Source organism: Acinetobacter sp. YH01009 (genome assembly GCF_013420765.1).
Taxonomy (GTDB): Bacteria; Pseudomonadota; Gammaproteobacteria; order Pseudomonadales; family Moraxellaceae; genus Acinetobacter; species Acinetobacter amyesii.
Window position 1 is genome coordinate 120,851 of sequence record NZ_VOYE01000012.1, and the last position, 23,619, is coordinate 144,469.

General features: G+C 40.9%; 24 protein-coding genes and 3 pseudogenes. 17 read left to right on the plus strand and 10 right to left on the minus strand.

Going from position 1 to position 23,619, the window contains the following annotated elements; genetic code table 11:
* Positions 1–277: 277 nt before the first annotated feature.
* Positions 278–2,410, plus strand: a complete 2,133-nt coding sequence (locus FTT76_RS12240) for a 3-hydroxyacyl-CoA dehydrogenase NAD-binding domain-containing protein (protein WP_180190557.1) — start codon at positions 278–280, stop codon at positions 2,408–2,410.
* A 184-nt stretch (positions 2,411–2,594) separates the two neighbouring features.
* Positions 2,595–2,933, plus strand: coding sequence for a hypothetical protein (locus tag FTT76_RS12245; protein ID WP_078190097.1), 339 nt, complete (start codon positions 2,595–2,597; stop codon positions 2,931–2,933).
* Positions 2,934–3,012: 79 nt separating this feature from the next.
* Here the strand turns inward: FTT76_RS12245 and FTT76_RS12250 are convergent, their stop codons facing one another.
* Both FTT76_RS12250 and FTT76_RS12255 read right to left on the minus strand, forming a co-directional pair.
* On the minus strand, positions 3,013–3,438 hold the full coding sequence (locus tag FTT76_RS12250) for a GNAT family N-acetyltransferase (protein ID WP_257225716.1): 426 nt from the start codon (positions 3,436–3,438) through the stop codon (positions 3,013–3,015).
* Positions 3,439–3,449: 11 nt separating this feature from the next.
* Positions 3,450–4,672, minus strand: a pseudogene (locus tag FTT76_RS12255) (SAM-dependent methyltransferase).
* Between the two features lie 107 nt (positions 4,673–4,779).
* On the opposite strand from FTT76_RS12255, the gene FTT76_RS12260 reads away from it, so the two are divergent.
* Positions 4,780–5,421 (plus strand): hemolysin III family protein, encoded by a 642-nt coding sequence (locus FTT76_RS12260; RefSeq protein WP_180009191.1) that lies wholly within the window; start codon positions 4,780–4,782, stop codon positions 5,419–5,421.
* A gap of 145 nt (positions 5,422–5,566) precedes the next feature.
* The gene (locus FTT76_RS12265; protein ID WP_111885003.1) at positions 5,567–6,880 is read left to right on the plus strand and encodes an MFS transporter; all 1,314 of its coding nucleotides are present in this window, start codon (positions 5,567–5,569) and stop codon (positions 6,878–6,880) included.
* Between the two features lie 297 nt (positions 6,881–7,177).
* On the opposite strand, the gene FTT76_RS12270 is transcribed toward FTT76_RS12265, so the two are convergent.
* Complete coding sequence (locus tag FTT76_RS12270) at positions 7,178–8,188, minus strand: metallophosphoesterase (RefSeq protein WP_180005126.1); 1,011 nt, start codon at positions 8,186–8,188, stop codon at positions 7,178–7,180.
* A gap of 104 nt (positions 8,189–8,292) precedes the next feature.
* On the opposite strand from FTT76_RS12270, the gene FTT76_RS12275 reads away from it, so the two are divergent.
* A complete protein-coding gene (locus FTT76_RS12275; protein WP_257235099.1) occupies positions 8,293–9,912 on the plus strand; it encodes a phospholipase D family protein in 1,620 nt (539 codons plus the stop codon).
* Between the two features lie 43 nt (positions 9,913–9,955).
* Here the strand turns inward: FTT76_RS12275 and FTT76_RS12280 are convergent, their stop codons facing one another.
* On the minus strand, positions 9,956–10,780 hold the full coding sequence (locus tag FTT76_RS12280) for a 1-acyl-sn-glycerol-3-phosphate acyltransferase (RefSeq protein WP_180050341.1): 825 nt from the start codon (positions 10,778–10,780) through the stop codon (positions 9,956–9,958).
* A 411-nt stretch (positions 10,781–11,191) separates the two neighbouring features.
* On the opposite strand from FTT76_RS12280, the gene hflX reads away from it, so the two are divergent.
* From hflX to FTT76_RS12310, 6 genes are all read left to right on the plus strand, one after another.
* Positions 11,192–12,526: a ribosome rescue GTPase HflX gene (gene hflX / locus FTT76_RS12285; protein ID WP_180107889.1), complete on the plus strand. Its 1,335-nt coding sequence runs from the start codon at positions 11,192–11,194 to the stop codon at positions 12,524–12,526.
* A 43-nt stretch (positions 12,527–12,569) separates the two neighbouring features.
* The gene (locus tag FTT76_RS12290; RefSeq protein WP_078194269.1) at positions 12,570–12,941 is read left to right on the plus strand and encodes a hypothetical protein; all 372 of its coding nucleotides are present in this window, start codon (positions 12,570–12,572) and stop codon (positions 12,939–12,941) included.
* 11 nt (positions 12,942–12,952) lie between these two features.
* Complete coding sequence (locus FTT76_RS12295; RefSeq protein ID WP_078190106.1) at positions 12,953–13,627, plus strand: LrgB family protein; 675 nt, start codon at positions 12,953–12,955, stop codon at positions 13,625–13,627.
* A 248-nt stretch (positions 13,628–13,875) separates the two neighbouring features.
* Positions 13,876–14,328 carry a DUF2147 domain-containing protein gene (locus tag FTT76_RS12300; protein WP_111884999.1) on the plus strand — a complete coding sequence of 151 codons (453 nt, stop codon included), beginning with the start codon at positions 13,876–13,878 and terminating at the stop codon, positions 14,326–14,328.
* A 60-nt stretch (positions 14,329–14,388) separates the two neighbouring features.
* Positions 14,389–14,838 carry a DUF2147 domain-containing protein gene (locus FTT76_RS12305; protein ID WP_168379558.1) on the plus strand — a complete coding sequence of 150 codons (450 nt, stop codon included), beginning with the start codon at positions 14,389–14,391 and terminating at the stop codon, positions 14,836–14,838.
* A 143-nt stretch (positions 14,839–14,981) separates the two neighbouring features.
* Positions 14,982–15,428, plus strand: coding sequence for a DUF2147 domain-containing protein (locus tag FTT76_RS12310; protein WP_180005129.1), 447 nt, complete (start codon positions 14,982–14,984; stop codon positions 15,426–15,428).
* Positions 15,429–15,481: 53 nt separating this feature from the next.
* Here the strand turns inward: FTT76_RS12310 and FTT76_RS12315 are convergent, their stop codons facing one another.
* From FTT76_RS12315 to pdxA, 4 genes are all read right to left on the minus strand, one after another.
* On the minus strand, positions 15,482–16,327 hold the full coding sequence (locus FTT76_RS12315) for a symmetrical bis(5'-nucleosyl)-tetraphosphatase (protein WP_180050326.1): 846 nt from the start codon (positions 16,325–16,327) through the stop codon (positions 15,482–15,484).
* A gap of 6 nt (positions 16,328–16,333) precedes the next feature.
* Positions 16,334–17,146 (minus strand): 16S rRNA (adenine(1518)-N(6)/adenine(1519)-N(6))-dimethyltransferase RsmA, encoded by an 813-nt coding sequence (rsmA, locus tag FTT76_RS12320; RefSeq protein WP_180011634.1) that lies wholly within the window; start codon positions 17,144–17,146, stop codon positions 16,334–16,336.
* Positions 17,147–17,176: 30 nt separating this feature from the next.
* Positions 17,177–17,986 carry a pilus assembly protein PilJ gene (locus FTT76_RS12325; protein WP_180026698.1) on the minus strand — a complete coding sequence of 270 codons (810 nt, stop codon included), beginning with the start codon at positions 17,984–17,986 and terminating at the stop codon, positions 17,177–17,179.
* A 69-nt stretch (positions 17,987–18,055) separates the two neighbouring features.
* Positions 18,056–19,039, minus strand: coding sequence for a 4-hydroxythreonine-4-phosphate dehydrogenase PdxA (gene pdxA, locus FTT76_RS12330; RefSeq protein WP_180011638.1), 984 nt, complete (start codon positions 19,037–19,039; stop codon positions 18,056–18,058).
* Positions 19,040–19,707: 668 nt separating this feature from the next.
* Here pdxA and rplM point away from each other — a divergent pair.
* Together rplM and rpsI are read left to right on the plus strand one after the other, a co-directional pair.
* The gene (gene rplM / locus FTT76_RS12335; protein ID WP_004722943.1) at positions 19,708–20,136 is read left to right on the plus strand and encodes a 50S ribosomal protein L13; all 429 of its coding nucleotides are present in this window, start codon (positions 19,708–19,710) and stop codon (positions 20,134–20,136) included.
* Positions 20,137–20,148: 12 nt separating this feature from the next.
* Positions 20,149–20,535 (plus strand): 30S ribosomal protein S9, encoded by a 387-nt coding sequence (gene rpsI, locus FTT76_RS12340; RefSeq protein ID WP_078190115.1) that lies wholly within the window; start codon positions 20,149–20,151, stop codon positions 20,533–20,535.
* A 62-nt stretch (positions 20,536–20,597) separates the two neighbouring features.
* Here rpsI and FTT76_RS12345 read toward each other — a convergent pair whose 3' ends face one another.
* Positions 20,598–20,843, minus strand: a complete 246-nt coding sequence (locus FTT76_RS12345; RefSeq protein WP_180011640.1) for a hypothetical protein — start codon at positions 20,841–20,843, stop codon at positions 20,598–20,600.
* A 164-nt stretch (positions 20,844–21,007) separates the two neighbouring features.
* Here FTT76_RS12345 and FTT76_RS12350 point away from each other — a divergent pair, with 164 nt between their 5' ends.
* Genes FTT76_RS12350 through FTT76_RS12360 form a run of 3 tightly spaced genes read left to right on the plus strand, consistent with a single transcriptional unit; the run spans position 21,008 to position 22,777 of the window.
* A complete protein-coding gene (locus FTT76_RS12350; protein ID WP_180190560.1) occupies positions 21,008–21,661 on the plus strand; it encodes a glutathione S-transferase N-terminal domain-containing protein in 654 nt (217 codons plus the stop codon).
* 27 nt (positions 21,662–21,688) lie between these two features.
* Positions 21,689–22,117, plus strand: a complete 429-nt coding sequence (locus tag FTT76_RS12355) for a ClpXP protease specificity-enhancing factor (protein WP_180005136.1) — start codon at positions 21,689–21,691, stop codon at positions 22,115–22,117.
* Between the two features lie 18 nt (positions 22,118–22,135).
* Entirely contained in the window at positions 22,136–22,777 is a 642-nt protein-coding gene (locus FTT76_RS12360) for a hypothetical protein (RefSeq protein WP_180005137.1), read from the plus strand.
* Between the two features lie 141 nt (positions 22,778–22,918).
* Here FTT76_RS12360 and FTT76_RS12365 read toward each other — a convergent pair.
* Positions 22,919–23,259: pseudogene (locus FTT76_RS12365) on the minus strand (IS3 family transposase); the annotation flags it as partial.
* Positions 23,260–23,291: 32 nt separating this feature from the next.
* Here FTT76_RS12365 and FTT76_RS17690 point away from each other — a divergent pair.
* Positions 23,292–23,417 (plus strand): annotated as a pseudogene (locus tag FTT76_RS17690) (hypothetical protein); the annotation flags it as partial.
* Positions 23,418–23,619 lie beyond the last annotated feature (202 nt).

The following is a 23,619-nucleotide window of genomic DNA, read 5'->3' on the forward strand; positions in this document are numbered from 1 at the left end:
TGGTATGTGTCATCCACAACCTGACCAAAAATTGAAAATAATGTTTCTGCGAACTTTTAGAAAAAAGACATTAGTTGACAGGTTTTGTGGATGACAAATGGTTTTGCCTACTTTTGCCGAAACAAAAGTAGGTCGAACCTGAATGAAGCTAAAGCACTGCTTTAGCTGAAATGAAAAAAACAGTAATAAACAAATTTGTAAAGACTCCGTAGTGACGATGAATAATTTAAATCTCAAAAATCACTAGCAAAGTCATAAAAATATTTGGATAAAATTTATGAGCGCAATTCAATTTGAAAAAAATGCCGACAATATCGTCATTTTAACTTTAGATTCTCCAAACCAATCTGCCAACACCATGAATGCAGACTTCCGCACGGCACTGGCTGAAACGGTAGACAAACTGCAAGCAGATGAAAATATTGTAGGGATTATTTTCCGTTCCGCAAAAAAAACCTTCTTTGCAGGCGGTGATTTAGACGAACTGATTCAAGCTACACCTGAGCATGCAACTGAATTCTTCAATATGATTGAAGAAATGAAAGCCAAACTGCGTTATATCGAAACACGCGGCATTCCTGTTGTTGCAGCCTTAAATGGCACAGCGCTGGGCGGTGGTTGGGAGTTAGCACTCGGTTGTCATTATCGAATCGCACTGAATGATGCTAAGGCGAAATTTGGCTTACCAGAAGTAACTTTAGGCTTACTACCGGGCGGTGGCGGTATTGTACGTATGGTACGTTTATTGGGTCTGCAAAATGCTTTTCCGCTCTTGATGGAAGGCAAACAAGTTGGTGTCGAAAAAGCCAAATCGCTCGGGCTGATTCAAGACACTGCAGATAGCCTTGAAGACCTGATGGACAAAGCGATTGCGTGGGTCAAAGCCAATCCAAAATCACAGCAGCCCTTTGATGTAAAAGGCTATAAAATTCCGGGCGGTACGCCATCGACTCCTGCTGTGGCGCAAATGCTCGCCATTGCCCCCGCTATGCTGCGTGACAAAACCAAGGGCTGTTACCCTGCGCCTGAAGCCATTATGTCGGCTGCTGTTGAAGGCGCTCAGGTCGATGTTGATACGGCGCTCACGATTGAATCACGTTACTTTACTTACCTTGCAACCGGTCAAATTTCTAAAAATATGATCGGCACCTTCTGGCATGGTCTCAACGCTATTAAGTCTGGTGCAAGCCGTCCAAAAGACGTCGCGAAATGGCAAGCCACCAAAGTTGGTATTTTAGGTGCAGGCATGATGGGTGCAGGCATCGCTTATGCCACAGCATCAAAAGGCATTGCAGTTGTACTCAAAGATGTTTCTGTTGAAGCTGCTGAAAAAGGCAAAGCCTATAGCCAAAAACTGCTAGATAAAAAAGTATCTCAAGGCCGTTTAAGTGCAGAAAAACGTGATCAAGTTTTAGGACTGATTCATGCCACTGCAGATGCTGCCGACTTACAAGGCTGCGACTTGATCATTGAAGCGGTATTTGAAAATGTCGAACTCAAAGCCAAAGTGACACAAGAAGCAGAAGCCTATTTGGCAGATGGCGGTATTTTTGCATCCAACACCTCAACCTTGCCGATTTCAGGCTTGGCCAATGCATCTCAAGATCAAGCTAAATTTATCGGTCTACATTTCTTTAGTCCTGTCGACAAAATGCAATTAGTGGAAATTATTAAAGGTAAAAACACTTCGGCTGAAACTTTGGCTAAAGCCTTTGACTTTGTGCAGCAAATTGGCAAAACGCCAATTGTAGTGAATGACAGCCGTGGCTTCTTTACCAGCCGTGTCTTTGGCACCTTTGTGCAAGAAGGTTTACGTCTGCTGTCTGAAGGCGTACACCCTGCCCGCATTGAAATGGCTGCACTAAAAGCCGGCATGCCTGTAGGCCCATTGGCGATTCAAGATGAAGTGTCTTTAACGCTGTCTGAGCATGTTGCGGCCGAGACACGTAAAGCCTTGCAAGCCGAAGGCAAAGACCTACCACGTTCAGGTGCGGATGACGTTATTCAAACGATGATTCATGAGTTCGGACGTAAAGGTAAAGTAGCTGGTGCAGGTTTTTATGAATATCCTGAAGGCGGTAAAAAGCACCTTTGGGATGGCTTGAGCAAATGGCAGAAAGATAATGCTATTTCTGAACAGGAAATGATTGACCGCTTCCTGTTTGTACAGTCACTCGATACCTTACGCTGCCTAGAAGAAGGTGTTTTGGAATCGACTGTTGATGGCAATGTCGGATCAATCTTCGGGATTGGTTTTGCCCCTTGGACAGGTGGTGCACTTCAATTTTTAAACCAATATGGTTTGGAAAAAGCGCTATTACGTGCCAATACACTAGAAGCAAAATATGGCGAACGCTTCAAAGCACCGCAATTGCTGAAAGACAAAGTGGCGAAAGCTGAGCAGATTTAATTATTCATTTTGAGCATGCAAATTTTGCTGTTCAATCACATCAAAAGGAGCTTCTGCTCCTTTTTATTTTCCTTCTCAGTCGCGTGTTTGCAAACAAGCCTAGAATTTACGCGAACTCTCATCAGTTTTATGTTATAAAGTAACAAGTTTTTTGATTTCTTTTTATCCGATTGAGTAGCTTGTTATGACAGATCATACTTCTCCTGAAAAATCACCATGGGGCTGGAAAGCACTGATTATCTTCTGTATTTTAGGTGCGCTATTCATGGGTATTTTCTGGCTTGCTGTGACCAATGAACCAGACTATATGCCGAGCCAACAGAAAAAAGACAATACTCAACAGCATGCATTTAAAAATGCCCCTGTGATGTCAGAAGAAGCGTTGAAAAAGGCGCAAGCTGATCAAGCAGCTCGTGAAGCATCTGCACCGACTGCAGCAGACATGCATATGACCGAAGAACAACATGCACATATGGATGACATGAGCCCTGAACCTACTGCATCGAATGATCATGGTCACTAAGCTTTGACCCAATCTATGCAAATAAAAAACGCTTAAAATATTAAGCGTTTTTTATTTATAGCTGTCCAATTTTAAGTATTTAAGCCAAAGCCATATACATATCTTGATGCGGAATACCACAATCTAAATATTCATCACCTTCAACAACAAAACCCAACGCTGCATAAAAAGGGATAGCATGCACTTGTGAAGATAGTTTTAAATATTCACGTTGCTCTAATGTCGCTTGTTGAATGATGGCTTGCATCAAGATTTTACCAATCCCCTGACCGCGATGAGCCTTTAAAACAGCAACACGGCCGATACTGTTATTTTTCAACAAACGAGCAGTTGCAACAGCTTTCATCCCATCATGAACAATAAAATGCAGTGAAATCGCATCTTCTGCATCCCACTCATCCGCGGGCGATATCTGCTGTTCTAAAATAAAGACCTGTTCACGTATCGGTCGAGCTGCAGATGCCAGTTGCTCCCACGGTCCGAATTGAATATTTAACTGCTGCATCCCGTCATCCTTTAGCATTTACAGCCAATATCTTGCTGGTCCCATTGATCATTCAACAATAATTCTAACGAATGCTTTTGAATGCCATACATGTCTTTTAAAGCTTGAATCTGTGCCAATACCGCTTGATCAGGTTCGACATAGTCTGCACGTTTGGTTGCCAAGATCATTTTATTTTTACTGGTATGTTCAAGTGCCACAAATTCAAAGACTTTGGTTTCATAACCATATGCTTTTAATAAAAGTGCACGAATCGTGTCAGTAAGCATCTCTGCTTGCTGGCCTGCATGAATACCAAATTGCAACATCGGTGCAAGTACTTGCGGCGCTTTCAATTGCGGACGCAGTTCTTTATGACAACACGGCGCACACATGATCATTTGCGCATTTAATCGAATACCGGTATGAATCGCAAAGTCCGTTGCCACATCACAGGCGTGCAGCGCAATCATGACATCTAAGCGCTCAGGCGCATATGTACGCACATCGCCTTGGAAAAAATCGAGTTTGCTAAAATTCGACTGCTGCGCAACGCTTTGGCAAAATTCCACCATTTTCGGATTCAGCTCAACCCCTGTCACTTTAGGCACTTGCTGGTGTTTTGCTAAATAATCATATAGTGCAAAAGTCAGATAGCCTTTACCTGAACCAAAATCCACGACATGTAGAGATTGATTGGTCTCTTTGATCTGACTTAAAGCACCTGAAAAATTTCTACAAATTTATTAATTTGTTTCCATTTACGCGCCATGCTCGGAATAATTTGTGCTTTGGCATCCGTAATGCCCAATGGCTGTAGAAAGAAACTGTCTTGATCGACATAGCGATGTTTTGCTCGATCATGCCCTTGCTGCTCCGTAGGATTTTTCCCTAAAGCAGGCTGCTTTTTGCTAATGCTTAGCATGGCTTTCTTTTTATTTTTCTTAAGCTGAATTTCTTCATCTAAGGTCATCAGGTTGGCTTGCTTACAACAACTCAATAAACTTTCGACTTGTTGATATGCAGATGCGATTGGATAATTTTTGGTGATATCTTGAGTTTTGTAACGATATAAACAGCTGAGAAATGACTCACCTTGCAGCGAAATGACTCGCAAGGTCATTTTTTCTAATTGGTCTAATTCACCTTTATACTGACTCAAAATCATGCGATCAAAACGCTGTGTTTCAATGGCTTGCTGAAAGGCTGCTAAAAATTGCTGCTCTTGCGTAGAGGGAGAAGCCAATGATGACATAATATAAACCTAGATAAATTTGCAAAACAATTTTAAATCTTCTTACACCAAAAGCAAAATTGAATTACTATACATGTGTATATTTAAATTATTATAAAAGATACGTTATGAATCCTCCCCATCTTTTAGCTTATGACCAAGCTGAAGAAAGACTGAATTTCTATACCCATGCTTTCGGTGCAGCGTTGTCGGCCATCGCAGGTATCCTACTGATTTTAAAAGGATCATATCTTCCAACTGGAAAATGGCTTGCACTTTGGGTGTATGCATTCAGTATGCTGTTATTGTTTTCAGCGTCGAGTCTATATCACTTCGCAGAATCTCCTGAGCGCCGTGGTTGGTACAAAAAACTCGACCATACCGCAATCTATTATTTAATTGCAGGTACTTATACCCCGTTTCTGGCAATCGCACTGCCTACCGCAAAAGCGCATTATTTACTCATTGCACTGTGGGTTATTGCCGCTATTGGAACACTATTCAAATTAATTTTCATTCATCGTTTTCAAAAGATTTCGTTGATTGCTTATTTGGTGATGGGATGGCTTGCAGTACTGGTAATGGATGATATGCAACGCTTTTTATCTGATCAAGCTTTAACCTACCTGATCATTGGCGGGCTATCTTATACAATCGGTGCATTGTTTTATGCCTTAAAAAAGGTAAGATATACACACGCTATCTGGCATATTTTTGTATTGATAGGTGCAGGATCACATTTCCTGTCGATTTATCTCTACGTGATATAACCCACTGACACTGCATTCTTTAGTGACCCTAATTCCGCAGTCCGTAAGTTGGTATTTCGTATTTTTTTAAGAAATTACGCCTTTTTTAAAAAGATTACGCTTTTAAAACTAAGTTCAATTATTTTTAGTAAGTGTAAGGTCCACCATGGCGTCTTCAAGTGCTGCTGCCACTGAACAGCAACCAACAAACTCAAAATTCCGCGTACTTACAGCAAGTCTTGTAGGTACCACAATCGAATTCTTCGATTTCTACATCTATGCAACTGCGGCTGTAATTATCTTCCCGCATCTGTTCTTCCCTGCAAGTACAGATCCAACAACCGCAACGATTCAATCTCTAGCAACGTTTGCGATTGCCTTTATTGCTCGCCCGATTGGTGCAGCATTCTTTGGCCATTTAGGTGACCGTATCGGTCGTAAAGCCACATTAGTTGCCGCTCTCCTCACCATGGGGATTTCTACAGTATGTATCGGCTTGCTTCCAACCTATGCTCAAATTGGTATCGCTGCTCCGCTCATGCTTGCACTTTGTCGCTTAGGTCAAGGTCTGGGTTTAGGTGGTGAATGGTCAGGTGCCGTGCTACTTGCAACTGAAAATGCGCCAGAAGGCAAACGTGCTTGGTATGGTATGTTCCCTCAATTAGGTGCGCCAATCGGCTTTATTCTTGCAACAGGCTCATTCTTGACCTTAGGTCACTTCATGTCTGAAGCTGAGTTTATGCAATGGGGTTGGCGTATTCCATTCATTGCAAGTGCGCTATTGGTTATTGTCGGTCTGTGGATTCGTTTAAAATTACATGAAACACCAGCGTTCCAAAAAGTATTGGATAAGCAAAAAGAAGTAAATATTCCGTTCAAAGAAGTGATCACTAAGCACTGGGGGATGTTAATTCTCGGTACGATTGCCGCGATTTGTACATTTGTAGTGTTCTACTTAACCACAGTATTCGCTTTACAATGGGGTACAACCCAGCTTGGTTACACACGTGAAGAATTTTTAAAACTTCAACTGGTTGCCACACTTTGTTTTGCTGCCTTCATTCCACTTTCTGCTGTATTTGCTGAAAAATTTGGTCGTAAAACGACTTCGATTGCGGTATGTGTTGTATCTGCATTGTTTGGCTTAGTCTTCTCAAGCATGCTTGAGTCTGGCAGTACTGCGATGGTGTTCTTATTCCTATGTATCGGTCTTGCGATCATGGGTTTAACCTATGGTCCAATTGGTACGGTATTGTCTGAAATCTTCCCAACGTCTGTACGTTACACAGGTTCAGCTTTAACCTTTAACATGGCAGGTATTTTTGGTGCATCTTTCGCACCACTGATCGCAACTAAACTTGCAACTGGCTATGGTTTATATGCAGTAGGTTACTACCTAACTGCGGCATCAATCCTTTCATTGATCGCGTTCTTAATGATTCGCGAAACCAAAAATGATGATGTGAATAATCAGGTTTAATCTGCACATAATAAAAAAGCCAGCACATATTGCTGGCTTTTTTATGTCTCAAATTGAGTCAATGAACTGATGAATACTCTGTAGTTGACAGCATTTTAAATAATTAAATTCATGCATGCAGCTTAGATCCCACTGAGTAGCAATACACATCTTATGTTGCAAGACACGGTCATTCACTTAATTTCAAACAGCAAATGAATGGCACGATTCAATTTTATTAACCAAACAAGGCCTGTAGCTCTACATCAAGAAGAACATTCACCAAACCGTTTAGCGATAATGAACGGTAGTTTTTGATTAAACCAACTCGATAATATCAATGGTCGGTGGCACAAGAAAACGGAAAGGTACCCCAACCATGCCCGTACCAACAGTGACAAAGACATCTGCATTGTCATGCTGATATAGCCCTTTTTTATGACCTAAAATCGACACTTTTTTCATTACATAATCGGTCAACCATGGCAATTCCACTTGTCCACCATGTGTATGACCCGACAACATCAATGGTCGTCCCGGAAGTTTAGGTACCATATCGACGGTATCTGGATTATGCGACAAAATGATCCAAGGCTTATCTTGTGGCAATTCTGGCAAATAGCGCATATCGGCTTTACCTGCCCACAAATCCCCAACGCCTAATAAACGAAACTCATTAAACTCAACCACTTGCCCTTCGATATCCACCACATGATTACTTTCTAATGCATGTTTTAACAGCGCTTGAATAGGCGGACCGGGATATTGCTCATCATGATTACCATTCACCGAATAAATTGGAGCAATAATTTTTTTCAGTACAGCCAATTCTTCAGCTAACTTATTTTCTGGCTCGTAAGTCCAATCCCCTGCAACCACGACCAAATCAGGATTTTGCGCATTGATTTTATCGACGATCATTTTTAACTGACGTTCATGACCTGAAAATAAACCAATGTGTAAATCACCAATTAAAGCAATGCGAACTGGCTTTAATAATTGTCGTGTTTCGTTTAATTGATATTGGCATTTTTTCACCTGAATCATGTGCGGCTCGATAAAGCGGGCATAGCACAAAAGCCCAGTAACAGCACCGACAAAAATCGCTTCATGCAGTGAATAATAGCCACTCCAGCCTGCATAAAAGCTAAAGAAGAATAAAGGGATAAGTAAATAAGAAAGATAAAATGCCAACAAATGTACGAAAGCTTTAAATGGATGAATCGTTTCCGTGCGCGACTGACTTAGCCAAGCTTGGGAAATTGCCCAAACGCCTAACACAGCCAATCCGATATAAAAATACATCACTACGGAATCTAATTCCCACATACATTTGCTCTACAATTTGTTTAACAAGAAAACTCGGTCATTGTATTTATCTTTTCACAGCTGACACTTATACTCAAATCAAATTTTTTAGTATGTCTAACAGTATGAACTTAGCTACACTGAAACAGCAAAATTTGCCCTTCATACACAACCACGCTAAGGCGGTTTTGCTGAGTTGTAGCCTTGTTTTGACTTTATCTGCATGTAGTACCTTGCCTAAACAGCAACCACAACCTGTGGAATATGCCTTTAATACCCCTACAGACGATACTAGCCTCGCCAAAATTGTGCTGCCGCTACGTGAACAAAATCCAGACTTAACCGGTTACCACGTTCTTTATGACCCATTAGAGGCCTTAGCGGCTCGGATTGAGCTGATTAATAAAGCCGAAAAAAGTTTAGACCTACAATACTATATTTGGGATAACGACAAAATTGGTGCTTTGGCCCTACATGCCATGATCAAAGCTGCAGATCGTGGGGTCAAAATTCGTTTATTGGTCGATGACAACAATGCCAAAAAAATGGAAGGCATTTATATGGCACTCGACCAACATGCCAATATTGATGTCAAACTGTATAACCCCTACCGCTTCCGACATTTCCGCCCTGTCGATATGGTGCTGGATCTAAAACGCATCAACCGCCGTATGCACAATAAAAGCTTTATTGCAGACAATCAGATCGCACTGATTGGTGGTCGCAATATGAGTAACCAATACTATAACGTCAGTGATAACTATCAATTTTCCGATGTTGACGTCATGCTGGTCGGTGCGGCATCCGATGAAATCATCCATTCTTTTGACGAATATTGGAATGATGATTATGCCTTTCCAGTACGTCAATTGGTCAATCCACGCCACTATAGTTTGCGCTTTGACAGTCTCAAACAACAACTCGATGACTATAACCAAGAAGCCACTGTGGTCAATTATTTGGACTTAGCTAACCGTTCACATGCCTTTGATGACTGGCTCAACAATAAAATCCAATTTGATTGGGTCAAAGCCGAAGTGGTCAAAGATTCCCCGAGCAAAATCAAATCTAAGGCTAAAAAAGAAGAGCATCTCAACTTTCAGCTCCTCAACCGTTTAGATAAACCGGAACAAAGTGTCGATATCGTTTCGGCCTACTTTGTCCCAGAAAAAAAAGGGGCTGAACGCCTAAAAAATCTTCGTGCAGATGGCGTAAAAGTCAGAGTCTTGACTAACTCATTCCAGGCCAATGACGTGCCATTGGTTCATGCTTTTTATAGCAAATATCGTCAAGATCTCTTGGAAAACGACGTTCAACTCTATGAATTTCTCTCTAGACCTGATGCAGAAAACCTCAACACCAATACCAAAGAGTTGGCGGAAAAATCTAAAGTTAGTCTAAAAGGTTTAAGCCGTTCAAGCCTGCATGCCAAACTGATGGCAATTGATGAAAAACAAGTCTTTATCGGCTCATTTAACTTTGATCCACGTTCAGCATATTTAAATACTGAAATTGGGGTATTACTAAATAGTCCGCGTTTAGCCAAAGCCGTCCACTACACCATGGATGAAAATTTAAGTAAATATGCCTATAAGTTAGTGCTCAATGCAGACCAACAGATCAATTGGAAAATTAAGCTGTCAAATGGTCAAACGCGTATTTATCCACGTGAACCGAAAATCAAGTGGTGGCAAAAAGCGGGGGTGAAATTTATCTCTTGGTTGCCGCTCGAAGGCTTTATGTAAGGATTGTGCTGCAAAGGCATCCCCTGCAGCCTGTATCATTAAATTATTTAGCTTCAACTGGAACTGGCGCTTTAAGAACTTTAGCTTGAAGCTCTGCTAATCCCTGATTCATTTTTTGCTGCACTTCTTGTGTCAGACTGTCAACAGTATGACCTGCCGAATCAATTGCGGGCAATGTCATCAGATGCGCGGTGACATTCGGCATTTCTAAGACATTTTTGACATGTCGATCAAAGCTAATGTCTCCGACATAGGGTGCAATATTGTCTAGTTCACCATCTTGATTTACATAGCAAATTAAACAAATTTGGACTGGGCGTTCGGCTTCAATCGCCGCACCTAAAATACGACCATGAATTTTTTTAATTTTGCTGCCATCTGAAGTGGTGGCTTCTGGGAAAAAGAGTACCGGCGTATCTTGTTTTAAGAAGCCCGTAATTTGTTCTTTAATTTTAATCGAGTCGCCAGAGCCACGCTTAATAAATAAGGTGCCACCGCCTTTCGCCAAATTACCCAGCACTGGCCATTTTTCAATTTCAGCTTTCGCCAAAAAGAAAACACGTGCGCCAGAACCCAAAACTGCCACATCTAACCATGAAATATGATTACTTACCCAAAGGGCTGGTTGACGTGGAATTTCGCCATGCACTTTGACTTCAAGATTAAATACTTTGCATAACTTGCGACAAAAATACTGCACATAGCGGGTATTTTGCGGGTTATTCGGGTCTTTATACAATTGATGACGATAAACCAAATAAAAACCCTGCGTCACGGCAACAGCTGCTGCACCGACTTTTTTACAATACAAATAAAATTTTGAAAACACATTAATTTGCGGTGTATTGACGATTTGAGGTTGATTCATAAACGGTTCACTAAAAGGACACGGTGCCACAATTTGGCGTAAATTTTCATCATCATATACCGAAGACAGTTTTTTTGCATTGATCATAAAAACCGAAGTCGAAGATAATATTTTCCCATTTTAATCGTTTTTAAAAATCAAATATTATTTTTATATCGGTTTTAAAGGTTAAAATTATGAATCATTCATATTCAGACAATCCCCCTATTTCTTCATGGCAAGCGTTAAAAGCCATTGCTGGTTTTTCACTGATATATATGAGTGTGCTTTTTTTACTGGCACTGAGCTTTCGCAGCTTTCTCTAATTGAACTGCAGGTCGTACAGCAACTTTGCCATTAATCCATCACTTAGATTAACCACCGCACTGCATTTTCGCCTAAAATGAATCTTTAAACAGGAGTGTGTGCTGAGTGGAAAATTTAAATCAACATCAAGCGAGCGGTGAACGCGTAATTTTAGTCAGTGTGGCAGTACAAATGCTTGCAGACCTTGATGCCGAAGAATTCCACTTACTTGCTCAATCTGCAGGTGCCAATATTCTGCAACATGTGCATGCTCAACGTATTAAACCTGATGCCAAATTATTTATCGGCTCAGGGAAAGCTGAAGAAATTGCAGAAGTGGTTGCAGAGCATGAAGCCGAATTGGTCATCTTTGACCATGCCCTCACCCCTGCCCAAGCACGTAATCTTGAACGCATCATGCGTTGTCGTGTGGTCGATCGTACAGAATTAATTTTAGATATTTTTGCCCAACGCGCACGTACCTATGAAGGTAAATTGCAAGTTGAGTTGGCCCAATTACAACATATGGCTTCACGACTGATTCGTAGTCGTGGCGATCTCGATAGCCAAAAAGGTGGGATCGGCCTACGTGGACCGGGTGAAACGCTGCTGGAAACTGACCGTCGGCTACTCAAGCTCCGTATGGGACAACTCAAAGCGAAACTTGAGAAAGTCCGTCAAACACGTATGCAAGGTCGTGTGGCACGTCAAAAAGCCGCTGTTCCAACTGTGTCATTGGTGGGTTATACCAATGCGGGTAAATCGACCTTATTTAATAATTTAGCGAAAAGTGATGTCTATGCAGCAGACCAACTGTTTGCGACACTTGATCCGACCTTACGCCGTCTACATTGGGATGGTATCGGCAACTTAGTGCTCGCAGATACTGTAGGTTTTGTGCGTAATTTATCGCACTCATTGGTCGAGTCGTTTAAAGCCACCTTAGAAGAAACCTTGGAGGCGACCTTATTGTTACATGTCATTGACTCCAGCAGTCCTGACATGATGGAACAAATCGAGGCTGTCGAAAAAGTACTGAAAGAAATTGGTGTCGATGTTCCGATTCTGCGCGTTTATAACAAAATTGATGTCAGTGGCGAAGATCCTAAAATCATCTATGGCAAGCCGCATCAGCCGGAACGTGTTTATGTCTCAGCACATAGTGGTAAAGGTCTTCCCTTATTACGCCAAGCGGTTCAAGAATGCTTAATGGGACAGATTCAAAGCTTTGAAGTCCGTCTAAAACCGGCTTATGGTAAATTAAGAACACAACTATATGCGCTCAATGTGATCCAAAATGAAAGTTATGATGAACAAGGCAACTTAATTTTGCATGTCATCATTGCCCCGCATAAGTTAGAACAACTGATTAAACAGGCGCATTTACCCATTGATGAAATATTGGGAACGCGTGCGCAACAATTTCAACGTCCACTTGAAGAATTTGAAATTAAAGATTAAATCGGTTAAAACTTGATTAGTATAATTTTAACGAAAGACAAAAATGGACTGGATCAAGCGCATCGACTGGAAAGCCTGGATAGGCACTATTGCATTAATTATTATTTTCCGTGAAGGCGCGGTCTGGGTCATGAAGCAATTCAATCACCCAGAATTAGGCAATCTAGTCGGTTTGATTGCCCTCTTGATCGTGCTTTCATTTTGGAGAAAATTCAACAAAATTCCAGCCAGTTTGGTCGATACCAATAATAAAATCATGAAAGAAAGTGCCTTTGCCTTCTTACCCATTAGTGCAGGCTCATTGCTGATGATGATGCATTTAGGTGATGAAATTCCAATGTTTTTGATTGTTCTCTTTGTCAGCACCCTCATACCGCTGTGGGTCTACGCAAAAATGTCTAAGAAATGGCTATAAGGAGAATCAACATGCTTTCAATCATCTCTGGATTCATCATTACCCTGATCGCCTATCTTGTCGCAAAACCTATTAATAAAAAATTACCGCAAATCCCCGTGATTGTGATTGGGATGTTTTTCGTCATTGGTATGCTCTATCTTTTTGGCATTTCCTATGAAAGTTATATGGCACAGGTCAATCCACTGTTCAATAACTTACTCGGCTATGTCACAGTGGCCTTGGCCATTCCTTTAGCAGCGATGCGCTACGATGACTTGCCTTTAAAAGCCGTGGGCGGGATTTTAGTCTTTGCCAGTATCAGTGCCGTTGCCCTCCCTATGGGGCTGGCTTATTTACTGCATCTGTCTGATCCAACCATTATGGCTTTCGCTACACGAGCTGTGACCACCCCTATTGCCATCAACATTGCTACGCTACTGCATTCCCCGATTCCTTTGGTGATTTTGATTGTGATTTTATCAGGGGTGATTGGTGCAGCATTTTCACCCATCATACTCAAAAATATTCATGATGAACGTGCATCAGGACTCGCCTTAGGACTTGCTGCACATGCAATTGGCACAGCTCAAGCTTGGCAGCGCGGCAGCATTGCTGGGCGCTATGCGGCATTTGGCATGGCGGTAAATGCAGTATTCACAGCAATCTGGTTGCCAACTTTCATACTCTATCTACAAAATATGTGACTGAGCAATCACTTTTAAATGATTGTTTTGTATAAAAAATAAACTTAATATAAATTCTAGGGTACACCACAACACATTGAACGATGTGCTGTGGATGTTACATTTTTGGTAAAGGCACTTTTGTGCAACATGTCAACTTTCCCGAATAAAATGTAAATATTTAGGCTTAGAGTAGTTGCTCTAAGTTCAAATATTACCTAGTATGATCAATAAACCCTCACAAAGTGTATTGATAAAGGATTATTAATATGATCGAAAAAAGTTTGAAATGGGCTGCATTATTTGGTGCTGTAGTCACAAGCTCTGCACTCTATGCTCAAGATCTTACAGGGACTTGGCAACAAATTGACGATAAAACCGGTTCGCCTAAAGCACTGATCGAAATTCGAAAAGATGCCAAAGACACCTATACCGGCAAAATTGTGAAAGTGACGCCACGTCCGGGTTATACACCAAAGGAAAAATGTGTGAATTGCCCTGCACCTTATACCAACCAGCCTATTTTAGGGATGGATGTATTTAAGGGGCTGAAACTTGAAAGTGAAAATACCTACTCTCAAGGAAAAATTATTGATCCTTTAGCAGGCAAAATTTACAGCTTAAAAGGCAAAATTTCTGCCAATGGTAAGCGCTTACATTTACGTGGATATCTGGGGATTTCCGCAATTGGTCGTACACAGACATGGATTCGCGCTGAATAAATTTTAAATTTATTCAGTAAATTGATTTGATATAGGTGAACCACCTACAGGGAATATCTGATGAAAAAATTAAAAGTGAGCCTCTTATTCTTAGCTGCTGTAATGAGTGGTTCAGCTTTTGCTCAAGACCTTTCAGGAACTTGGCAACAAATTGATGATAAAACAGGTTCACAAAAAGCCATTATTGAAATCCGTAAAGAAAGTAATGGCACATTCGTGGGTAAAATCATCAAAGTGACGCCGCGTCCGGGCTATACACCACGCGACACCTGCGTAAACTGCCCTGCACCCTACAAAAACAAGCCAATCTTAGGCCTTGATATCTTAACAGGTTTAAAACATATTGAAGGCACTAATAACTACGACAAAGGCCGTATTATTGACCCTCTTTCAGGCAAAGTTTACGACACAAAAATCCGTTTAAATGCCAGTGGGAAACGCCTAACTTTACGGGGTTATATGGGTGTTTCTGCACTTGGTCGTAGCCAAACTTGGATTCGCCAAGAGTAACCTCAAACAAGTAAAAAAACCGCCGACATGGCGGTTTTTCTTATTCCGAATATCTTCAAATTATTTTTAAATTAAAGTTGACTATTCTCATAAACTTTCTAACATACGTGCTCATAAATCATGCTTCTCGGGGACAAGCGATCATGTTTAAAAAAATATTATTCAGCCTATGTACATTGGGTATGATGAATGTTGCATTTGCAAATGACATTGCTGGCACATGGCAACAAATTGACGATAAAACAGGAGCTGCAAAAGCAATTATTTCGATTCACAAAGAATCAAATAATACCTATACCGGTAAAATTATTAAAATTACACCACGTCCGGGCTATACACCGCAAAAAAACTGTAATAAGTGCCCTGCGCCTTATACCAACCAACCGATTCTCGGCATGGAAATTGTTAAAGGTTTAAAGCAAATTAATAATACGAATAATTATGAAAAAGGTCGTATTATCGACCCTCTTTCTGGCAAAGTTTATGATGCTAAAGTCCGCTTAAACAGCACAGGAAAACGTATTTCGATCCGTGCAAGTATTGGCGTTTCAGTCTTGGGTCGTAACCAAACTTGGATTCGTTTAGACTAATCCACACACCAATAAAAAAGCCGCACGAATGCGGCTTTTTTATTTTTAAATACTTACATTACAGGATTATCGACCGCAAACATGCACTGATCTTCTAAACGATAGGCCATCAACTGATTGCCCCAAACACATCCGCCATCCACATTTTGGATTTTTGCTGAAATGCTTTTTCCTTGTAAAGCAGCCCAATGACCAAAAAGAATTTGATGGGTCTGAGCTGCTTGTGACTCAAACTCAAACCATGGCTTAAAACCCTTCGGCATAGGGTCATCGAGTGAATCTTTAAAACTGAACTCTAATCGACCTTCTGCATCGGTTAAGCGCATGCGGGTCAAATAGTTGGTAATACAGCGTAAGCGCGCATGACCAGACAAATCATCCGACCATAGGTTCGGCTCTTTACCGTACATCACTTGAAGAAACGCATCGACCACATCAAAGTCGTCATGACCAATCACCGCTTCCACTTCCTTTGCCAAGTCTGCGGTTTGCTGCGCAGTCCAATTCAAAGGAATACCCGCATGAGTCAAAATGGTTTGCTCATTCGGAAATAGACACAGCGGCTGCTTGCGTAACCAATCAATCAAATCATCACTTTCTAAAGCGTGAATCACATCATCGATATTGTCTTTAGGATTGATATCCTTAATACCGCGAGCGCATGCCAGCAAAGTCAGATCATGATTGCCCAGTACCGTCGCCGCAACTTCACTATCCACTAATTTTTTGATGAACCGCAAAGCGCCTACCGAGTTTTCACCCCGTGCGACGAGATCACCGGCAAACCATATAAAATCTTGGTCTGCATCAAACTTAATCTCTTTCAGTAAAGCTTTTAATGCTTCAAAACAGCCTTGAACATCACCAATGACATAGTTATAGCGAATATTGCGAGTCATAATTATTTAAGCCACCATTTGATCTGCTAATGCGACAAATTCTGCAAGTGTTAGGGTTTCTGGACGCGCCATTGGATCAACCCCTGCATTTTCAAAACCATCTTCAACCAACATGCCTTTTAAGCTGTTACGCAAGGTCTTGCGGCGCTGAGTAAAGACATGTGAAACTAAACGCGCAAGCGCTTTTTCATCTTTCGCCATAATCGGTTTAACGGCATAAGGCTCTAAACGGAATACCGCAGAGGTGACTTTTGGCGGCGGATTAAATGAGCCCGGTGGCACTTCAAATAAAAACGTCGGTTTGCAGAAATATTGAATCATCACCGATAAACGACCATATTCTTTAGTATTCGGTGAAGCGGTAATACGGTCCACGACTTCTTTTTGCAGCATGAAGTGCATGTCTTTGACTTTGTCGCCAAACTCCAAGAGATGAAACAGCAGCGGAGTCGAGATGTTATACGGCAAGTTGCCAACCACGCGCAGAGGACGGCCTTCGGCAAACAGCTCGGTAAAGTCATATTTCAGCGCGTCGGTTTCAACAATGGTCAAGCGCTCAGGATGCGGCACACGGCCCGGCAAACCTGCAGCTAAGTCACGGTCCAGCTCAACCACAGTTAGAGCATCACATTCACCAATTAAAGGCGATGTAAGCGCGGCAAGACCGGGACCAATTTCGACAATATTGTCACCAGTACGCGGATTTACCGAACGTACAATTTTGGCAATAACACGTTGATCATGTAAGAAATTCTGTCCAAACCGCTTACGCGTGTGATGCCCTTCATCTTTTGGGTTTAGGGCATTAATTTGATACATAAAATTCTCCGCATAGGTTTATTACAACGATTACTGACTTGATTCAAATTCACTCAAGCGAGCAAAAATTTCTTCGGACTTGGCCACATTATCCCGAGCCGCGTTAATTACACTGAGCAATGGCTCTCTTTGTTTCAACAAAGCCATTGTTTCAGATTTCATCATTTCTTCAGTTTCAGCCTGAATGGAGAGCAAACTTTCACGCATTTCAGCATTGTTTACGCGCTCTACACCGAGTTCGGGATTACCATTCAGTTGAGCCTTCAAAAAAATATTGAAAGTTTCAAAATCTGCTAAAAAGTCATCTAAATCGTCTGGATGAATAGAATTTACATCAGTTAACTTCAGCAAAGAACTCAACATTCGTCCCGCAATATAGACTTGATTTTTGGCAATCATTGCTTGAATAGCTGAATTGTTTGCTCTAGCCATCATATCAGCCAGAATGTTATATTCAGCTTGAATACCTGGAATGGTTTCACTTACAAGAAGTTGATATTCATATAGCGCACTCAGGCTATTTTGATGCTGTACAAGCAGATCAATATTAGCATTGATTGCCTGTCCATCTTGAAGCATTTTATCAGCTCCATCACGATTCGCATATTTTTTATGCACCGCGGTCAGCGCTTGATTAAATTTTTGCTGATTATGTTTAAAGCCATCCACAGCACCCGGTAATGCAAAACGTATAAATCCTTCCGTCTGTTTTGGAATTTGCAGCGATAATACTTTTAATTCACAAAAATGATGATCTGTAGCGAGCGTTGAACATGCTGACAGCATCAACGCTAACGCAATCCCAAAAAATGGGCGAATGATCGATTTCGCCCTAAGCATCTTGTTATTTTCCTGTTTTATTTTTGATAATTTTTTACTATTATTCATATAAAATTCAAACCTTTATTATTAAGTTTCGTTATTTTTCGCACGTGCTAATTCTAAAGCCAAATCAACCGCCACCTGTAAACTCGAACTTTTAGCAAGACCAGTTCCAGCCAGTGACAGTGCTGTGCCGTGATCCACTGAAGTCCGAATAAACGGTAAGCCCAAAGTGATATTGATGGCTTCGCCAAAGCCCTGCGACTTTAACACAGGCAAGCCCTGATCGTGATACATCGCCAAAACCGCATCGGCATCTTTTAAATTTTCAGGGGTAAATAAGGTATCGGCAGGTAAGCTCAGGCTCATATTCACCCCTTGAGCGCGATAACGCTCTAGCACCGGATTGATCACTTCAATCTCCTCCATGCCCAAATAGCCATCTTCACCCGCATGTGGGTTTAGACCGCAGACTAAAATATGCGGATGATCTTTTTTAAATTTGGTTTTTAAGTCATGAATTAATATATCGATGACTTGATGCAAACGTTCTTGAGTAATGGCATCGGCTACATCACGAAGCGGTAAATGTGTAGTTGCCAATGCGACACGGAGCGTTTTGGTCGCAAGCATCATCACGACACGATCAACGCCTGCAAATTCTTGATAAAACTCCGTATGTCCGCTGAAATGGATACCGGCATCATTAATAATCGACTTTTGCACAGGTGCAGTTGCAACACCAACACTTTTGCCAGACATCGCATAATCTGCAGAACGCCGTAATTGCTCCAACACATAGGCTGCATTGTTCACATCTAACTGACCTGCGATGACAGATTTAGCCACAGGTACATGTTCCACATAAAGCTGACCTAGAGCTGCCGACGCTTCCTGCCCAACATAGTCAATCAGTTCAACTTCGAGCTTTAACTGTTGAGCACGCTTGATCAGCAAATCTTTATCAATAAGAACCACAATTGGCCTTTCATCTATTCGATTGGCTAAGCTCAAACAAATATCAGGTCCGATACCTGCGGGTTCACCGCTCGTGATATATAAAGGCAGCATGGGTCTATCCTGTGTGTGCAATAACATTATTATACTGTATACTGTGTGATGCACATGACAGACCTAATTTTATTGACTAAAAATACCTGACAAAACTCAAAAATAAGCGCGTTGTACGACATTGTATGGAATGAAATCGAAAGCAAAACCTAAAATGTCAATGATCCAAATCAATGCAAATAAGAATCATAATGCCGCGCTGAACGGTCGGTACATGCTGCGGGTAGTTCGTTATCAATCAAAAAAACATACCGCCCACAAGCAATAATCCAATCAACAGATAAACCAATAAATAACTAAGGAAAAATAAAGTGAGCATCATCAACAAAACGATGATCGCACCATCCGCCCCATGCAAATATACCAAATACAAAAAAGTTGGGCTTAAAATCAAGGTGCTACATAAGCCCATTAAATACCACCAATGTCGCAAAATAAGGGTTCAGATGTGTTTTTTAACAGATTAGAATTCGACATGATTTACTTTCATCCGCTTTTTTTATAATTTCTGGATTATCTACTGTTTATTGCTGAAGAAATATACTACAATACAGCGCTTGAAATTTTATATTTTCATTTGTGATTCTTCACGTATTCGTATAGAATCGCGTCTCCTTTTGTTTGGACAGCTTCCATAGTCCAAACCAACTATAATAGGTAGTGGTTTAATGAAAACTCTCAGCGCTAAGCCAGCTGAAGTTCAACACGACTGGTACGTTGTTGATGCTTCTGGCAAAACTTTAGGTCGCCTTGCGACTGAAATCGCTCGTCGTTTACGCGGTAAGCACAAAACTTCTTATACTCCTCACGTTGACACTGGTGACTACATCGTTGTTATCAATGCTGAGCAAGTTCAAGTGACTGGTAAAAAATCACTTGATAAGAAATATTATCGCCACACTGGTTTCCCTGGTGGTATTCGTGAAACTAATTTCGAAAAATTAGTTGCTCACAAACCAGAAGAAATCTTCGAACGTGCTGTAAAAGGCATGTTGCCAAAAGGTCCTCTTGGTTATGCAATGATCAAGAAAATGAAAGTGTACGCTGGTACTGAGCATCCACATACTGCTCAACAGCCACAAGTTTTGGACATCTAAGGGATACAGCACATGGCTACTAACTATGGTACAGGTCGCCGTAAGACCGCAACTGCACGTGTTTTCCTATCAGCTGGTACTGGTAAACTCGTAATCAACAACCGTTCTTTAGAACAATATTTCGGTCGTGAAACTGCTCGTATGGTTGTTAACCAACCACTTGAGCTTTTAGAAGCTACTGAGAAATATGACCTTTACATCACTGTTGCTGGTGGTGGTATCGGTGGTCAAGCAGGCGCTATCCGTCACGGTATTACTCGTGCATTGATCGCTTCTGACGAAACTCTTAAACCTGCTCTTCGTCAAGCTGGTTTCGTTACTCGTGATGCTCGTGAAGTTGAACGTAAGAAACTTGGTTTACGTAAAGCTCGTAAACGTCCTCAATTCTCTAAACGTTAATTCGTTTACCGAATCGGACAAAAAACCTTGGCTTATGCCAAGGTTTTTTTATGTCTTAATTTTTATGAAGATGATGCAAATAGAACAATGATCCGATAAACAAAGAGACTCAAACTCGCAATTAAGCATATAACCGACAGTGTTAGTGTAATTGTACAGATGGTCATTTTGCTTTTTTGTTCTGGGCTATCATCCTCTGCTCCATAATCAGAGGCATAACCTCCAGCGAGTGCCGTATAAAAGCCAATGCCCATAAAAATAACAGCAGCGAAAAATAATATTTTTTGTACAAGTGCAATGGTCATCATGCGGTGATGATCAGGTAAATGAATGACATGAAAATCTATCAGATAATATCAAATAAAACAAAACTGTAATTTTCGCTGTAGCGGCATTGATATTGCTAAAGTCTCCGTGATTTTACTGTCTAATTTTAGTATCCTATCTTATTCATTTCTCATCGTCTCGGATTATGTCAGTCGAAAATGCACCTCTCCAAGGGATTACGCTTTACAGTCATGCGGATGACTTTCGCTCACACTGGATACGCTATGTACTTGCAGAGAAGCAAATCAAACATAATTTAATTATTGCTGATGATGAAGACGAAGATCTTGCGAGTTTAAATCCCTACAATCAACTTCCGATGATGATTGAAAATGGCCTAAAACTCTATAACAGCAGTATTATTGCCGAATATCTGGATGACCGTTATCGTCAAAATAAACTGTATGCAGATGCACCTATGCCTCGTGCAGAGCAACGTCAATATGTATGGCGCTTCGAACAAGATTGGTTAAGACTGGCTGATATTATGCTTCGCCATCCCGATACCCTCGATGAAAAAGCCAAGCAAAACGCACAAAAACAATTACGTGATACACTCATTTCACTAACCCCCTTGTTTCAGCATTATCCTTATTTTATGTCTGAACAATTTAGCATGTTAGACTGTATGCTCGCGCCTATATTTCTGCGCCTAAAAGCCATGGGTATTGAGCTTCCCAAACAGCAATGCCGCCCTATATTTCTCTATTGCCAACGCATCTTTAACCGTCCAGCATTTATCAAATCAATGACATTGCAGGAAAAAAATCGCTATAGCGAGCTTTTAGTAAAAAATTAATTTTCCATAAATATTCGAGTAAGCATTATGTCTGAACAGGAACTACAATTCACTCCAACACGTCCATACTTAACACGGGCACTTTATGAATGGATTTGTGAAAACCAACTTACCCCCTACCTACTTGTCGATGCGACACAGAATGGTACGATGGTGCCAGTTCAATATATTCAAGATGGCCAAATTGTCCTGAATATCGCACCTCATGCAACGCATGCGCTACACATGAGTAATGAGACGATTACTTTCTCTGCACGCTTTGGTGGCGTTTCGCAAAACCTCTATATCCCCTTTTCTGCTGTTCTAGGCATCTATGCACGTGAAAATGGTCAAGGAATGTTCTTCGATCCTCAAGAATATGAAGGTATTCAGAATGATCAAAATGCTTTAAAATCAAACGACCAAGAACAACAAGAGCAACCTAAGAAAAAACCGGGTTTAAGGTTGCTCGATTAAAGAATAAGGAAGCGAATAATGGCTTTTGATTTAGTACAATATTTTGTCGAACAAATAGAATCTCAAAAGCCTACGCTTTTAAGTCATTTAAATCGTGAAGAAAAACGACAACATTTACGTGAAATTAATGCTTTAACCTTAGGTGAATTGATTCATCAGCTCCGCAATAATGCTCAAAAGGTTTATCAAGAAATTACTCATCCTGATGAACTCTATATTCAAGAAGTTTCACGCCATCTGACCACCAATCCATCGAATGCATCAATATTAGAGCGCTCTGAACTTGAACACCTAACAACTGAAATTTTTCATTTACAATTAAATGAATTAAAGCAACTTCATGATACCGGCTCACACTCACCACAAAGCATTCAAGAATTACTCAACGGCCAAATTGAACACCTTTCTGGTCAAGCGGATGATTGGGTTTGGTCAACAAACAACCTAACAGAGCTCCTTGGTTCTAAACCAAATCTGCAAGAAGAGATATCATTAGAAGCATCAATGAAGGAGTTCAATCAAATGGTTAATCAACAACATACACAAGAAGACGTAACAACTGAAGTACAAGTACCGACTTGGTCAAAAATTGTAGAGCCAGTAGTTGCAGTGGTGATTCTATGGATTTTGGCATCTGCAGCATGTAATATTTTTGCTTAATTGACTTCATTTCTCTAAATCTATGACCTGCTTTTTAAGCAGGTTTTTTTTAATCGAATATTTAGGATATTGATATTTTAAATATAAAATTTACCCGATAAAGGTAGCCAAATAATGATCCCAGGCAGTATCGTGGACAACCTATCCCTCTAAATTCTTAAAATATTTCTGCTCAAAGGCTTCTGGGCTTAACCAACCATTTGCAGAGTGCCTTCTCACTCGATTGTAGTAAATCTCAATATAGTCAAACAAGACAACATTGGCTTCTTTTCGGGTCAAAAATACACTGCCATGTACCACATGACCTTTAAATGTGTGAAAGAAGCTTTCTGTTACTGCATTATCCCATGAGCAATATACTGCGCAAGGCCTCGTCTAGACATGCTTTGGATGCAGTTGTTCATCAATAATAGCGCTCTAAAATCACGACTACAGTGCTGTGAGCCTTGGTCAGAATGGACCATGATATTCGTTGGATACCCGCCCACAATTCAAATTATGCAGTCATTGGCTTATGTTAGCTTGGATGATTTCAGAAGAACGAACCATTCATGAAATTTTAAATAAACCCTTTTATCATCCAACTTTAGAAGAAGGGTTAAGAACTGCATTAAAGCATGCACGACGTCAGTTAAAATAATTTTATCGTTTTAGGTCGATTTATAGCGTTGGATTTCCAACGCTTTATTTTCGCCCCCTTTTATCTTTTTTCCACGCATAAAAAAACACCCCCTGAGATATCAGGGGGTGTTTCGAATAATGAGCTGGCGATGACTTACTCTCACATGGGTAACCCCACACTACCATCAGCGCTAAGAGGTTTCACTTCTGAGTTCGGGAAG

Bases quoted from the DNA above. Each gene is read 5' to 3' on its own strand.
- FTT76_RS12245 (WP_078190097.1), top strand. From the start codon at position 2,595: ATGACAGATCATACTTCTCCTGAAAAATCACCATGGGGCTGGAAAGCA.
- FTT76_RS12250 (WP_257225716.1), bottom strand. From the start codon at position 3,438: ATGCAGCAGTTAAATATTCAATTCGGACCGTGGGAGCAACTGGCATCT.
- FTT76_RS12280 (WP_180050341.1), bottom strand. From the start codon at position 10,780: ATGAATCAACCTCAAATCGTCAATACACCGCAAATTAATGTGTTTTCA.
- FTT76_RS12315 (WP_180050326.1), bottom strand. From the start codon at position 16,327: ATGACTCGCAATATTCGCTATAACTATGTCATTGGTGATGTTCAAGGC.
- FTT76_RS12355 (WP_180005136.1), top strand. From the start codon at position 21,689: ATGTCTGAACAGGAACTACAATTCACTCCAACACGTCCATACTTAACA.
- FTT76_RS12325 (WP_180026698.1), bottom strand. From the start codon at position 17,986: ATGCTTAGGGCGAAATCGATCATTCGCCCATTTTTTGGGATTGCGTTA.
- FTT76_RS12345 (WP_180011640.1), bottom strand. From the start codon at position 20,843: ATGATGACCATTGCACTTGTACAAAAAATATTATTTTTCGCTGCTGTT.
- FTT76_RS12275 (WP_257235099.1), top strand. From the start codon at position 8,293: ATGAACTTAGCTACACTGAAACAGCAAAATTTGCCCTTCATACACAAC.
- rplM (WP_004722943.1), top strand. From the start codon at position 19,708: ATGAAAACTCTCAGCGCTAAGCCAGCTGAAGTTCAACACGACTGGTAC.
- FTT76_RS12305 (WP_168379558.1), top strand. From the start codon at position 14,389: ATGAAAAAATTAAAAGTGAGCCTCTTATTCTTAGCTGCTGTAATGAGT.
- rsmA (WP_180011634.1), bottom strand. From the start codon at position 17,146: ATGTATCAAATTAATGCCCTAAACCCAAAAGATGAAGGGCATCACACG.
- FTT76_RS12260 (WP_180009191.1), top strand. From the start codon at position 4,780: ATGAATCCTCCCCATCTTTTAGCTTATGACCAAGCTGAAGAAAGACTG.
- FTT76_RS12290 (WP_078194269.1), top strand. From the start codon at position 12,570: ATGGACTGGATCAAGCGCATCGACTGGAAAGCCTGGATAGGCACTATT.
- FTT76_RS12360 (WP_180005137.1), top strand. From the start codon at position 22,136: ATGGCTTTTGATTTAGTACAATATTTTGTCGAACAAATAGAATCTCAA.
- FTT76_RS12295 (WP_078190106.1), top strand. From the start codon at position 12,953: ATGCTTTCAATCATCTCTGGATTCATCATTACCCTGATCGCCTATCTT.
- pdxA (WP_180011638.1), bottom strand. From the start codon at position 19,039: ATGCTGCCTTTATATATCACGAGCGGTGAACCCGCAGGTATCGGACCT.
- rpsI (WP_078190115.1), top strand. From the start codon at position 20,149: ATGGCTACTAACTATGGTACAGGTCGCCGTAAGACCGCAACTGCACGT.
- FTT76_RS12310 (WP_180005129.1), top strand. From the start codon at position 14,982: ATGTTTAAAAAAATATTATTCAGCCTATGTACATTGGGTATGATGAAT.
- FTT76_RS12240 (WP_180190557.1), top strand. From the start codon at position 278: ATGAGCGCAATTCAATTTGAAAAAAATGCCGACAATATCGTCATTTTA.
- FTT76_RS12300 (WP_111884999.1), top strand. From the start codon at position 13,876: ATGATCGAAAAAAGTTTGAAATGGGCTGCATTATTTGGTGCTGTAGTC.
- FTT76_RS12265 (WP_111885003.1), top strand. From the start codon at position 5,567: ATGGCGTCTTCAAGTGCTGCTGCCACTGAACAGCAACCAACAAACTCA.
- FTT76_RS12350 (WP_180190560.1), top strand. From the start codon at position 21,008: ATGTCAGTCGAAAATGCACCTCTCCAAGGGATTACGCTTTACAGTCAT.
- FTT76_RS12270 (WP_180005126.1), bottom strand. From the start codon at position 8,188: ATGTGGGAATTAGATTCCGTAGTGATGTATTTTTATATCGGATTGGCT.